Annotated in this window: 11 protein-coding genes; 10 read left to right on the top strand and 1 reads right to left on the bottom strand. The window is 69.8% G+C overall.

What is annotated here, in order from left to right; genetic code table 11:
• Positions 1 to 3: 3 nt before the first annotated feature.
• The 7 genes from MRBLMI12_RS12935 (at position 4) to MRBLMI12_RS12905 (ending at position 7,508) form a co-directional block, all read left to right on the top strand.
• A complete protein-coding gene (locus MRBLMI12_RS12935; protein WP_363356869.1) occupies positions 4 to 1,188 on the top strand; it encodes an extracellular solute-binding protein in 1,185 nt (394 codons plus the stop codon).
• Positions 1,181 to 2,122: an ABC transporter permease gene (locus tag MRBLMI12_RS12930; protein WP_349426274.1), complete on the top strand. Its 942-nt coding sequence runs from the start codon at positions 1,181 to 1,183 to the stop codon at positions 2,120 to 2,122. The genes MRBLMI12_RS12935 and MRBLMI12_RS12930 overlap by 8 nt, the downstream gene beginning before the upstream one ends.
• Positions 2,119 to 3,039: an ABC transporter permease gene (locus MRBLMI12_RS12925; protein ID WP_363356868.1), complete on the top strand. Its 921-nt coding sequence runs from the start codon at positions 2,119 to 2,121 to the stop codon at positions 3,037 to 3,039. The genes MRBLMI12_RS12930 and MRBLMI12_RS12925 overlap by 4 nt, the downstream gene beginning before the upstream one ends.
• Positions 3,040 to 3,065: 26 nt before the next feature.
• Entirely contained in the window at positions 3,066 to 4,721 is a 1,656-nt protein-coding gene (locus MRBLMI12_RS12920; protein WP_363356867.1) for an amidohydrolase, read from the top strand.
• Between the two features lie 357 nt (positions 4,722 to 5,078).
• Positions 5,079 to 5,636 carry a cysteine hydrolase family protein gene (locus tag MRBLMI12_RS12915; protein WP_363356866.1) on the top strand — a complete coding sequence of 186 codons (558 nt, stop codon included), beginning with the start codon at positions 5,079 to 5,081 and terminating at the stop codon, positions 5,634 to 5,636.
• A 115-nt stretch (positions 5,637 to 5,751) separates the two neighbouring features.
• Positions 5,752 to 7,182, top strand: a complete 1,431-nt coding sequence (locus tag MRBLMI12_RS12910; protein ID WP_363356865.1) for an NAD(P)/FAD-dependent oxidoreductase — start codon at positions 5,752 to 5,754, stop codon at positions 7,180 to 7,182.
• A complete protein-coding gene (locus MRBLMI12_RS12905; protein WP_363356864.1) occupies positions 7,179 to 7,508 on the top strand; it encodes a cupin domain-containing protein in 330 nt (109 codons plus the stop codon). Before MRBLMI12_RS12910 ends, MRBLMI12_RS12905 begins: the two co-directional genes overlap by 4 nt.
• A 12-nt stretch (positions 7,509 to 7,520) precedes the next feature.
• On the opposite strand, the gene MRBLMI12_RS12900 is transcribed toward MRBLMI12_RS12905, so the two are convergent.
• On the bottom strand, positions 7,521 to 9,104 hold the full coding sequence (locus MRBLMI12_RS12900; RefSeq protein WP_363356863.1) for a PucR family transcriptional regulator: 1,584 nt from the start codon (positions 9,102 to 9,104) through the stop codon (positions 7,521 to 7,523).
• Between the two features lie 167 nt (positions 9,105 to 9,271).
• Here MRBLMI12_RS12900 and MRBLMI12_RS12895 point away from each other — a divergent pair, with 167 nt between their 5' ends.
• The 3 genes from MRBLMI12_RS12895 to MRBLMI12_RS12885 all read left to right on the top strand — a co-directional run bounded on the left by MRBLMI12_RS12895 (position 9,272) and on the right by MRBLMI12_RS12885 (position 12,910).
• A complete protein-coding gene (locus MRBLMI12_RS12895) occupies positions 9,272 to 10,825 on the top strand; it encodes a CoA-acylating methylmalonate-semialdehyde dehydrogenase (RefSeq protein ID WP_363356862.1) in 1,554 nt (517 codons plus the stop codon).
• A 124-nt stretch (positions 10,826 to 10,949) separates the two neighbouring features.
• Complete coding sequence (locus MRBLMI12_RS12890) at positions 10,950 to 12,359, top strand: aspartate aminotransferase family protein (RefSeq protein ID WP_363356861.1); 1,410 nt, start codon at positions 10,950 to 10,952, stop codon at positions 12,357 to 12,359.
• Between the two features lie 143 nt (positions 12,360 to 12,502).
• Positions 12,503 to 12,910 (top strand): transferase, encoded by a 408-nt coding sequence (locus MRBLMI12_RS12885; RefSeq protein WP_308867754.1) that lies wholly within the window; start codon positions 12,503 to 12,505, stop codon positions 12,908 to 12,910.
• Positions 12,911 to 12,924: the final 14 nt, after the last annotated feature.

Below are 12,924 nucleotides of genomic sequence, written 5' to 3'. Positions count from 1 at the left end.
CCGTTGACCCAGCCTCGTACCCCGCTCCGCATCCTCGCCCCCGAGGCCGCCGCGCCCGCGATCGTGCGCGAGCTCTCGCGGCGCCGCTTCCTGAGCTTCGCGGCACTGGCCGGAGGCACCGCCGTGCTCGCCGCCTGCACGCCGGGCGGCAGCGGGTCGCCCGCGCCGCAGGCCACCGGCGGAGACCTGGAGGGGAGCCTCTCGGTGTACACGTGGGGCGAGTACGACTCGCCGGATGTCGTGGAGGGATTCACCGACGAACTCGGGCCCAAGGTCACTCTCGACTCGTACTCCTCGAACGAGGAGCTCATCGCGAAGCTGGTTGCGGCGAAAGGCACCTCGGGCTACGACATCGTCGTGCCGACCGGCGTCTTCATCCCGCAGATGATCGAGAACGGCCTGCTGACGAAGTTCAACAAGGAGCTTCTGCCGAACATGTCGAACATGGACCCGGCCTTCCTCGGCCGCGCGTGGGACCCGGGCAACGACTACTCGGTCTGCAAGGCGTGGGGAACGACCGGGTACGTCTACGACAAGACGGTCATCACCCGCGAGCTCACGACGTGGAGCGACTTCTTCGACGCCGCGCAGAACGAGGCGAGCGGCAAGACGGCGATGTCGGACGACCCCGCGGGCATCATCGGCTCGTACTTCTGGGCCAACGACCTGGACTGGAACACCGAGGACCCCGACGAGCTCGAAGCGTGCCGCGCCTTCCTCGTGGAGCAGATCGCGCCGCACATCTCGGCGTTCGACTCCTACCCGGGCACGAACGCGATCCCGCAGGGCACGCAGGTGCTGATGCAGGCGTGGAACGGCGACGCACGCCTGGGCCTGATGGAATCGAGCGAGCCGGAGCGCTGGCAGTGGGTGCTCCCGGGCCCCGTGACCGAGCTGTGGATGGACAACTGGGCGATCGCCGCCGGTGCGCCGCACCCCGAGGCGGCTCACGCGTTCATCAACTACTCGATGGCGCCCGAGAACCTCGCCCTGAACCTCGACTACATCGGCTACAACGTCGGTGGCACGGACATGCAGGCCGCGGCCGAGGAGAGCGGCCTCGCATACACCGACATGATCTTCTTCAACCCCGAGCAGCTCGAGACCATGCACGAGCAGGAGCTCAACAACTCGCAGACGACCCGCGTCGAGATCTACAACGAGGTGAAGGCTGCCGCCGGTGCGTAGTCGTTCGGCAGGAGCCGCGCTCGCCGTTCCGGCGTGGGCGTGGCTCCTCCTGTTCTTCGTCGCGCCCGTCGCGATGGTCGTGTGGTTCAGCTTCGGCTACAAGCCCGGCGTCTTCGGCAGCCACGCGAACGACATCCTGTCGTTCGACCGCTACGTCGAGGCCTTCTCGCCGACGTTCTTCGCGACGTTCCAGAACACCCTCTGGGTCGGCGTGATCGGCACCGTGCTCTGCTTCCTGATCGGGGCGCCGGTCGCCTACTGGATGGCGTTCAAGGTCAAGCCCGAACGCCGCGGCATCCTCATCGCCCTGGTGCTGGTGCCGTTCTGGACCAACTTCCTGGTGCGCACGATCGGCTGGCAGGTGATCCTCGCGCCCGAGGGCTGGCTGTCGTCGCTGCTGCAGGGCATCGGCGTGCTCGACGGTCCGCTCGACCTGATGTACACCCGCACCGCGGTGATCATCGGCGTCGTGTACAACTACCTTCCGCTGATGATCCTGCCCCTGTTCGTCGCGTTCGACCGCGTCGGCCCGGCGCTGCGAGAGGCGTCGAAGGATCTCGGCGCGGGCAAGCTCACCACCTTCCTGCGCGTGACCCTTCCGCTGTCGCAGCCGGGCATCATCGCCGGCGTGCTGCTGGTCTTCATCCCCCTGATGGGCGATTACATCACCGCGACCGTGCTCGGCGGCGCCAAGGGCAACATGGTCGGCCAGCTCGTCGCGAGCCAGTTCCAGACCGCCCAGAACTGGGCGCTCGGCTCGGCGATGGCGGTGCTGCTCATGCTCGTGATCATGCTGACGATCGGTGTGGCCGCGGTGATCATCTGGCTGATCGCGCTGCCGTTCCGCTCGCGCAGCCGGCTGGTGCTGGGACCGGTGGCCGACACGGTGAAGACGGATGCCGCGCCCGCAGGCGCGCTGGAGGCGACGACGTGACCACGCAGACCGAGACCGAGACGATCCTGCAGGCCCAGACCCGCGAAGCGCGGCCGACCGCAGCTCCCCGCCGGCGCGCGCGCAAATCGTGGTCGGACGTCGCTTTCGGCGTCTGGGGCGTGCTGGTGATGCTCTTCCTGTTCCTGCCGATCATCGTGATCGTCATCTACTCGTTCAACAGCGGCCGCCTCCTGGTGTCGTGGGACGGCTTCGGGTTCGACGCCTTCAGCACGATCCTGGTGAAGCCGGCCATCCAGAACGCCGTCCGCGTGTCGCTGATCACGGCGCTCATCGCGGCGATCATCGCGACCGCGCTCGGCACGCTCGCCGGCATCGCGATGGCGCGGCATCCCGGCAAGTGGGTGTGGTGGTTCCTTGGGCTGCTGCTCCTGGTGTCGGTCACGCCCGAGATCGTCGACGCGGTGGCGCTGCTGCCCTGGATGGTCTTCCTCGGCCAGGATCTGGGCATCTCGATGTTCAACGACGGCATCGTGCGCCTCTCGGTCGGCTCTTCGCTGTTCGCGACCGCCGTCGTGTCGTACATCGTGCGCGCCCGGCTCGTGGGTCAGGACATGAACCTCGAAGAGGCCTCGGCCGACCTGTACGCGAAGCCGTTCACGACGTTCCGTCGCATCACCCTCGCGCTGGCCATGCCGGCGGTGCTCGCCGGCTTCCTGCTGGCGTTCACGCTCAGCCTCGACAACACGATCGTCGCGGCCTTCGTGCAGGTCTCGGGCACGACCCCGTGGCCGGTGTACGTGCTGAGCGCGCTGCGTTCGGGCCTGCGACCGGAGATCGCGGCCGTGTCCACCATCATGCTGGTGCTGACGCTCATCGCGCTCGCGCTCGTCGCGCTCGTGCTCAAGCGCGCCGGCGACTCCGCGACGCAGATCGCCCGCACGATGACCGGCGGCTGACCGGACCTCTCAGCGATCGGAGACCCATGCCCTACGCCGACCTCGTCTTCACCGGCGGCCCCGTGTTCACGGCGAACACCGTGCGGTCGCGTGCGACGTCCGTCGCGGTCACCGGCGGGCGCATCGTGGCCGTCGGCGGCGATGATGTCAGTGACCTCGTCGGACCGTCCACGGAGGTCGTGGACCTCACAGGGCGGATGCTGATCCCCGGCTTCCAGGACGCCCACGTTCATCCGGTCTGGGGCGGGCTCGACATGCTCCGCTGCGACCTGTCCGAGCTCGGCACGGCATCGGACTACCTCGAGGCGATCGGCCGCCATGTCCGCGCGCATCCTGACGACGAGTGGATCCTCGGCGGCGGGTGGCAGATGTCGGCGTTCCCGGGCGGCACGCCGACGGCATCCGCCTTGGATGCCGTCACCGGCGACCGCCCGGCGTTCTTCCCGAACCGTGACGGCCACGGCGCGTGGGTGAACTCGGCCGCGCTGCAGCGCGCGGGCATCGACCGTGACACCCCTGACCCTGCAGACGGCCGCATCGAGCGCGACGACGACGGCGCCCCCTCGGGCACGCTGCACGAGGGCGCGATGGCGCTGGTCAACCGCCTGCTGCCCGAGGAGCCGCTCGAGCGCCTCACCGAGGCACTCCTGCTGGGCCAGGACTACCTGCACTCGTTCGGCATCACCGGCTGGCAGGACGCGATCGTCGGCTCGTACGGGGATGCCGGCGATCCCGGTCCCGCATACCTCGCGGCCGCGGCCGCAGGCACCCTCACGGCGCGGGTGGTCGGGGCGATCTGGTGGGACCGCACGAAGGGCCTCGAGCAGATCCCCTCCATCCTCGAGCGCCGCGAGCGGTACCGCGGCGGACGCTTCGCCGCGACCTCGGTCAAGGTGATGCAGGACGGCGTCGCCGAGAACTTCACCGCGTCGATGCTCGAGCCGTACTGCGACGGCCACGGCCACATCACCGACAACGCCGGCATCTCGTTCGTCGCGCCGGAGGTTCTCAACGAGGCTGTGCCGCTCCTGGACGCCGAGGGCATCCAAGTGCACTTCCACGCGATCGGCGACCGCGCGGTGCGCGAGTGCCTCGACGCGGTCGAGCATGCCATCGCCCGCAACGGCCCCAGTGACAACCGGCACCACATCGCCCACATCCAGGTCGTGCACCCCGAAGACGTGTCGCGCTTCCGCCAGCTCGGCGTCGCCGCCAACATGCAGTCGCTGTGGGCGACGTACGAACCGCAGATGGTCGAGCTGACTCTGCCGTTCCTCGGTGAGCCGCGCAGCGCCTGGCAGTACCCGTTCGGCGATCTGCTGCGAGCCGGCGCGGTGCTCGCCGCAGGCAGCGACTGGTCGGTGTCGACACCCGATCCGATGGCAGCCATCCACACCGCCGTGAACCGCACCGCAGCCCCCGGCCACGAGGAGGGCGATTACGACGCCTTCCTGCCGGAGCAGGCGATCGACCTCGCGACATCGCTCACCGCCTACACGGCCGGATCGGCGTGGGTGAACCACCTCGACGAGGTCGCCGGCACGATCGAGGTCGGCAAGCTCGCCGACCTGGCCGTGCTCGACCGCGACCCGTTCGCCGGCCCCGCGGAGCGGATCGGCGCCACCCGCACACTCCAGACGTTCGTCGAAGGCACGCGGGTCTACGCCGCGCCGGATGCCTGACACGTTCTTGCACCGCCTGCAGCGTTTCGTCTCGCTCGTTCCTCGCTCGCTCAACGACCGGGACCTAGCTTCGGTCGTTGATCGAGGGAGCGCCAGCGACCGGGACCAAGCTTCGGTCGTTGAGCGAGGGAGCGCCAGCGACCGGGACCAAGCTTCGGTCGTTGAGCGAGGGAGCGCCAGCGACCGGGACGAAACTTCGGTCGTTGAGCGAGGGAGCGCCAACGACCGAGACGAAACGACTCGCGCCTCTCGATTGCGCCGGGTGCCCGCGTTTCGTCTCGCTCGTTCCTCGCTCGCTCAACGACCGGTGTCTACGCCGCGCCGGATGCCTGACACGGCCGCCTCTATGCTGTTGCGGTGACCCGACTCCTGCTCCTCATCGACATCCAGCGCGACTACTTCCCGGGAGGGCGGCATCCGCTCGTCGACCCGGATACCGCCGCCGATGCCGCCGCGCGACTCCTCGCCGCGTTCCGCGCGACGGGTGAGCGGGTCGTCCACGTCCAGCACGTGTGGGACGGTCCGGATGCCGCCTTCTTCGGCGCCGGGACGCCGGGCGTCGAGTTCGACCCGCGCGTCGCGCCCGACGGTTCGGAGCACGTCGTCGTCAAGCACGAGCCGAACGCGTTCCTCGGCACGGGGCTCGAGGCTCTGCTGCGCGCCGCGGCACCCGACGAGATCGTCGTCGCCGGGATGATGTCAAGCATGTGCGTCGACGCGACCGTGCGCGCGGCATCCGATCTCGGCTTCCGCCTCGCCGTCGCCCAGGACGCGTGCGCGGCACCAGACCTCGCCTACGACGGCCGGACCGTGCCGGGCGCCCAGGTGCACCTGGCGTTCATGGCGGCGCTCGACGGCACCTACGCCCGCGTCGCCGACGTGGATGCGCTCACCGGGGAGCTCGCCGCGCGCTGATGCCGGCGCGACAACCTGTCCGGCCGACGGACAACTTCCGACACGCGATGCCCGCACCGTCGCCGTCGACGGGCGAGGATGGGAGCACCAGACACCCGCATCGGAGTTGATAACCGTGGGCACGACCGTCTTCGAACGACAGCGGCCGGCAGCATCCGTCGTCCAGCAGTCCCTCGCCGGCACCAGACACTCCGTCTTCTGGCGCGACGACCTCCCCGAGAATCTGAGGCCCGACCGGTCCTCTCTCGTCGGCACGCATCGCGCCGACCTGGTCGTCGTCGGCGGCGGCTACACCGGCCTGTGGACCGCCCTGCTCGCCACCGAGCGCGACCCGGGCGCCAAGGTCGTCGTCGTCGAAGCGCAGCGCGTGGGCTGGGCGGCTTCGGGGCGCAACGGCGGCTTCTGCGAAGCGAGCCTCACGCACGGCCACGAGAACGGCATGGCGCGCTGGCCCGACGAGATGCCGGTGCTCGAGCGGCTCGGTCGCGAGAACCTCGATGCGATCGAGGCGTCCGAGGAGCGCTACGGCATGGACTTCCAATTCGAGCGCACCGGTCAGCTGGCGCCCGCGATCGAACCCCATCAGGTGGAGTGGCTGAAGGAGTGGGCCGCCGAGGGCGAGGAGGGCGTCGTCTATCTCGACCGTGCCGAGGCGCAGGCATCCGTCCACTCCCCCACGTATCTCGCCGCCGTCTGGGAGAAGCACGCGTGCGGCATGGTGCACCCGGCCCGCATGGCCGCCGAACTCGCCCGCGTGTGCGAGGAGCGCGGCGTCGAGATCTTCGAGCGGTCCCACGTGACCGGGCTCGACACGACCGGCCCGGGCGTGGTCGTGATCACCGACGACGGGCGCGTGGAGGCGGCGCGTGCCGTGCTCGGCACCAACGTGTTCCCGTCGCTCATCAAGCGCAACCGGCTCATGACGGTGCCGGTGTACGACTACGTGCTCATGACCGAGCCGCTCACCGACGCGCAGCTCGCGTCGGTCGGCTGGCAGGACCGCCAGGGCATCGGCGACATGGCGAACCAGTTCCACTACTACCGGATCAGCAAGGACAACCGCATTCTGTTCGGCGGCTACGACGCCGTCTACCGCTACGGGCGCCGCGTCGATCCCGCCTACGAGCACCGGCCCGAGACGTGGGAGAAGCTCGCGAGTCACTTCTTCACGACCTTCCCGCAGCTCGAGGGCCTGCGCTTCACGCACCAGTGGGCGGGCGCGATCGACACATCGACGCAGTTCACGGCCTTCTTCGGCACGGCGCGCGAACGTCGCATCGCCTACGCCGCCGGCTTCACCGGACTCGGCGTCGGCTCGACCCGCTTCGCCGGCGACGTCATGCTCGATCTGCTCGACGGCGTCTCGAACGAACGCACCGAGCTCGAGATGGTGCGCAAGCGCCCCCTGCCGTTCCCGCCCGAGCCCGCGGCGTCGATCGGCATCAACGCGACGAGGTGGTCGCTGGATCGCGCCGACCACAACAAGGGGAAGCGCAACCTGCTGCTGAAGACGCTCGATGCGCTCGGACTGGGCTTCGACTCATGAACCCGGGGATCGTGACGGATGCCGCGTCCGTCGTGCTCGCGCTCGAGCCGCTGCCGGCCGAACAGGTCCTGGAGGGCTCGCCGCAAACCGGCTACGTCGAGCTGACCGACACCATCGGCGTGTGGGAGCACACGCCGGGCGTCTCGACCGACGTCGAGGCCGACGAGGTGTTCGTCGTGCTGTCCGGCTCGGCGACGGTGTCGTTCGACGATCCGGCACTCGAGCCGATCGAGCTGCGCGCGGGAGCGGTGGTGCGCCTCACCGCCGGCATGCGCACGGTCTGGACCGTCCGCGAGACGCTCCGCAAGGTCTACATCGCGGGCTGATCCCGGCCCGCGTCAGCGGCCGGCGGAGCGCCGCACCAGGAGCGCCAGATGCAGCGCGGTCTGGGTCTCGCCGTCGTCGAGGTCGGCGCCCAGCAGCTCCTCGATGAGCGCGATGCGCTGGTAGAACACCGACCGCGAGAGATGGGATGCCCCCGCCGCCGCGGTGCGGTTGCCCGGGTGCGCGAGCATCGCCTCGAGGACGTCGAGCAGGTCACCCGAGCGCGACAGGTCGTGCGCGATGAGCGGCGCGAGCATGCGCTCGCCGTGATCGAGCACCCTGTGGTCATCGCGCAGGGCCGCGACGAGCTGGACCAGCGGGCGGTTCTCGGCGCGCCGCAGATGCGGGCCACGTCCGGCCCGGCGACGCCGGCCGCCGGCCAGATCCACGGCTTCGTGCACCGAGGCGAGGGCAGCGTCGATGCCCTCGGCGCCGCGACCGACCGAGACGGTGACCCGTTCGACATCGGCGGCGTCGACGAGGGCCCGCACGAACGCCACCACGGCGGCGTCGTCGAACACGGCGTCCGGCGGCAGCGACACCAGCATCGTCGCCGCGGGCGCCGCGACTCCGGCAGGCGCCGACCCTGCGAGTGCGCGGCCCCGCAGCGCGCGGGCCGCGGCATCCGCTCGCTCCACCGCGACGGGTGCGCCCGACACGACCAGGCCGTACAGCTTCGCGCCGCGCAAGGGCAGCCCGGCCGCTTCGAGGCGCGCGGCCGCGCCGCCGACGCCCGCGAAGCGGCCGGCGAGCAGTCCGTCGACCAGGCGCCGGCGCCCGATGCGAACCCATTCGTCGGCGTCGCCGTCGGCGAGACGGCCGACCGCGAGGGCGATGGCTCCCTGCTCGAGCACCGCCATCCGCCCAGCCGCATGCTCCGGACCCGGAAGGGCGATGAGGTTGCCCCAGCGGATGCCGCGCGCCTCGACGGGAATGATGAGCCAGTCGTCCGCGCCCGCGACAGCGCCGCGCTGACGACGCTGCTCGGAGCGCCGGTGGGCGGATCGGGAGCGCAGCTCCCACTCGGTGAAGAGCTCCTCCTCCATCGCCAGGGGCACCTCGGCCGCCACGACCTCGTAGCCGAGGTTCTCGAGCACGATGGGCGCACCCAGCGTCTGCGCCAGCTGATGCACGATGAAGTCTGCGGGCGAGCCGCGCAACACGAGCGCCGTGAAGCGCTCGCGCACCTCGTCGCGGGCGCGCAGCGCGTCGGTCTGCCCCGTGATGATGCGGCTGTGCACGGCTTCGGTGACCGTGACGAACTTCACCTCGCGGTGCAGCACAATCAGCGCGAGGTCGCGCGCCGCCGCCGCCTCGACGACCACGGCGGGCACGTAGCGGTAGTGGGTGCCGAGCTCGAGCACGAGGCCCGAGAGCCCGGCGTCGGCGAGCTCGTCGATGAACCTCCGCAGGTCCGCGGGCTCTGCGGGCCACGAGGAGCCGGTCGACAGCAGCAGCTCGCCGCCATCGAGCAGGCGGGCGACACCCGCACTGTCCGAGACGTGCAGCCAGCGCACCCGCGCGTCGAGGGCGTCGCCTGCGACGAGCACCTCGGGAACACCGTGGGCGACCGCGTCCAGCGCGATCACCTCGCGCACGGTCGGGAGGGTCTCATCTGCGGATCGATCTGCCGGACGATCCGTGTGGATCGTCCGATCTTCGCGACGGTCGGGCACCGTGAACGCCTCTTCTTCTCTGACAGGCTGGGACGCGTCAAGCCTAAGGGATCGCCACACGATCTGTCCGACGCCGAAAGGGATCACCCATGAGCATTGCCGAGAGCGCTGTCGCACCTGCGACCACGGAGGCCGATGTGCGGGTGATCCCGCACTGGATCGATGGCGGCGAGCGGGCGTCGACGTCCGGCCGCACGGCCCCCGTCTACAACCCGGCGACCGGCGCCGTGTCGGCACAGGTCGCGCTGGCGGACGAGGCCGAGATCGACGCGGCGATCGCGTCGGCCCTGCGCGGATACGAGGTGTGGTCGCAGTTCTCCATCGCCCGACGGCAGTCGGTGCTGTTCAGCTTCCGCGAGCTGCTGAACGCCCGCAAGCGGGAGCTGGCCGAGATCATCACGGCCGAGCACGGCAAGGTCGTCTCCGACGCCATGGGCGAGATCCTGCGTGGCCAGGAGGTCGTGGAGCTGGCGACCGGTTTCCCGCACTTCCTCAAGGGCGCGTTCAGTGAGAACGCCTCGAGCGGCATCGACGTCTACTCGCTGAAGCAGCCGCTCGGGGTCGTCGGCATCATCAGCCCGTTCAACTTCCCGGCGATGGTGCCGATGTGGTTCTTCCCGATCGCCATCGCGGCCGGCAACGCCGTCGTGCTCAAGCCGTCCGAGAAGGATCCGTCGGCGGCGCTGTGGCTCGCGGCGCTGTGGCAGGAGGCGGGACTGCCGGACGGCGTGTTCACGGTGCTGCAGGGCGACAAGCTCGCTGTCGACGGGCTGCTGGAAAGCCCGGACGTGCAGTCCATCTCGTTCGTGGGGTCTACGCCGATCGCGCAGTACATCTACGAGACCGCCTCGAAGCATGGCAAGCGGGTGCAGGCGCTGGGTGGTGCGAAGAACCACATGCTGGTGCTGCCCGACGCGGACCTGGACCTGGTCGCCGACCAGGCCGTCAACGCCGGCTACGGTGCCGCCGGGGAACGCTGCATGGCCATCAGCGTCGTGCTCGCCGTGGAACCGGTCGCCGATGACCTCATCAGCAAGATCACCGAACGCATCGCGAAGCTGAAGATCGGCAACGGTGCCGGGGTGGACGGCGTGGAGCCCGACATGGGGCCGCTGATCACCGACATCCACCGCGACAAGGTCTCCTCCTACGTCGACATCGCCGAGGCGGACGGCGCGAAGATCGTCGTCGATGGCCGCGGCTTCACCGTCGAGGGGCATGAGGATGGGTTCTTCTTCGGCCCCACCCTGATCGACGACATCCCCACCACCAGCCGCGCGTACCAGGAGGAGATCTTCGGACCGGTCCTCTCCGTCGTGCGCGTGCAGTCGTACGACGAGGGTCTCGAGCTGATCAACTCGGGCCGGTTCGGCAACGGCACCGCCATCTTCACCAACGACGGCGGCGCCGCCCGCCGGTTCCAGAACGAGGTGCAGGTCGGCATGATCGGCATCAACGTTCCCATCCCCGTCCCCGTCGCCTACCACTCCTTCGGCGGCTGGAAGCAGTCGCTGTTCGGCGACGCCAAGGCCTACGGCGTCCACGGCTTCGACTTCTACACCCGCGAGAAAGCCATCACCAGCCGCTGGCTCGACCCCGCCCACCACGGCGGCATCAACCTCGGCTTCCCCCAGAACAACTGACGCGCATTCGGTCGTTGAGCGAGCGAAGCGAGACGAAACGCGCCTGACATTGCTCGCGATCAGCACGCGTTTCGTCTCGCTCGTTCCTCGCTCGCTCAACGACCGCAACCGGAGAGGACTCCTCATGACCGACACGCTCGCCGACGCCGCCGTCTACACCGATCCGGCGGGTGTCCGCCGCACGCTGCCCGACCGCGAGGCCGACGCACGCGTGCGCGCCGACGACCGCGGACACGTGTTCCACTCCTGGAGCGCGCAGGCGCTCATCGACCCGCTGCCGATCGCAGCGGGCGAGGGCTCGACGTTCTGGGACTACAGCGGCAACGCCTATCTGGACTTCAGCTCGCAGCTGGTGAACCTCAACCTGGGCCACCAGCATCCCGATCTGGTCGCGGCCATCCAGCGGCAGGCGGGCCGCCTCGCGACGATCCAGCCGTCGATGGCGAACGACGTCCGCGGCGAGCTCGCCCGCCGCATCGCGGAGGTGGCCGGCGACGGCTTCGACAAGGTGTTCTTCACCAACGGCGGCGCCGACGCGAACGAGAACGCCGTGCGCATGGCTCGTCTCGTCACCGGTCGCCGCAAGGTGCTGTCGATGTACCGCAGCTATCACGGCAACACCACGACCGCCATCTCACTGACCGGCGACCCGCGCCGCTGGCCGAACGAACCCGGCGACGGCTCGACGGCGAAGTTCTTCGGGCCCTACCCCTATCGCTCGGCGTTCCACTCGTCGAGCGCCGAGGAAGAGACGCAGCGCGCGCTCGAGCACCTCGAGCAGACCATCGTGCTCGAGGGTGCGTCGACGATCGCCGCCATCCTCATCGAGACCATCGTCGGCACCAACGGAGTGCTCGTTCCGCCGCCCGGGTACCTCGCGGGCGTCCGCGAGCTGTGCGACCGCTTCGGCATCGTCTACATCGCCGACGAGGTGATGGTGGGCTTCGGCCGCGTGGGCGAGTGGTTCGCGTTCCAGGCGTTCGACGTGCAGCCCGACCTCATCACCTTCGCGAAGGGCGTGAACTCGGGCTATGTGCCGCTGGGCGGGGTCGTGATCTCGGACCGCATCGCGGCGCACTTCGACACCGTGTCGTTCCCGGGCGGCCTCACGTACTCCGGGCATCCGCTCGCGTGCGCAGCGGGCGTGGCGACGTTCGAGGTGTTCGAGCGCGACGGCATCCTCGAGCGCGTCCGCGATCTCGGTTCGCGCGTCGTCGAGCCGCGCCTGCGCCACATCGCGTCGCGGCATGCGTCCGTCGGCGATGTGCGGGGTATGGGCCTCTTCTGGGCGATCGAGCTGGTCAAGGACCGCGACACGCGCGAGCAGCTCGTGCCGTTCAATGCGAGCGGAGCGGATGCCGCGCCCGTCGTCGCCGTCGCCGCCGCGTGCAAGCGCGAGGGCGTGTGGCCCTTCACGCACTTCAACCGCGTGCACATCGCGCCGCCGCTCGTGATCAGCGAGGACGAACTGGTGCGCGGTCTGGACGTGATCGACCGCGCTCTATCGGCCGCTGACGAGTTCGTGGAACGCTGATCCGAACCGGCTTCCGGCCCCGCATTCCTCGGGATGCGGGGCCTCTTTCCGCCGTGACCGGATCGTTCCGATGCGCGGGAATGAATCACCGCTCTCCTCGGTTATTTCTGTACTCAGCACTATGTGCTGCTCAGGAGGGGATTGTGGGCAAGAACTACATCGACATCGAGAACGACCGGGGCGAGACGCTGCGCTACCGCAAGCACGTCAACGGTCGTGGCCTCATCGCGCATGGAGCGAAGGTGCACCCGAGCGCCGTCGTCGAAGCGGGGGCGTATGTCGAACCGGGGGTTCAGATCGCCGCGGGCGCGCACGTCGGCCGTGGCGTGTGGGTCGAGACGGATGCCGTGATCGGCCCTGACGTCGAGATCGCCCCGCACGCCCACATCGGTCCGCGGGCCGCCATCGGCCCGCGCGCGAAGATCGGCGTGCGCACGCAGGTCGGCCACGACGCTCGTGTCGCCGGGGGCTCGCTCATCGGCGACGACCAGACGATCGCGGACGGCGAGCGCGTCGCCACCGACAAGCGGGGACTCCGACTGGCCGCCTGACCTCCGACCGCGGA

Origin of the sequence: Microbacterium sp. LMI12-1-1.1 (assembly GCF_040676455.1) — a bacterium.
In the GTDB taxonomy this organism is placed as follows: Bacteria; Actinomycetota; Actinomycetes; order Actinomycetales; family Microbacteriaceae; genus Microbacterium.
This window is presented reverse-complemented; position numbering and strand designations above follow the sequence as displayed.

Excerpts from the sequence above, each read along its gene's own strand:
- MRBLMI12_RS12890 (WP_363356861.1), top strand. The coding sequence starts at position 10,950 with ATGACCGACACGCTCGCCGACGCCGCCGTCTACACCGATCCGGCGGGT.
- MRBLMI12_RS12920 (WP_363356867.1), top strand. The coding sequence starts at position 3,066 with ATGCCCTACGCCGACCTCGTCTTCACCGGCGGCCCCGTGTTCACGGCG.
- MRBLMI12_RS12905 (WP_363356864.1), top strand. The coding sequence starts at position 7,179 with ATGAACCCGGGGATCGTGACGGATGCCGCGTCCGTCGTGCTCGCGCTC.
- MRBLMI12_RS12895 (WP_363356862.1), top strand. The coding sequence starts at position 9,272 with ATGAGCATTGCCGAGAGCGCTGTCGCACCTGCGACCACGGAGGCCGAT.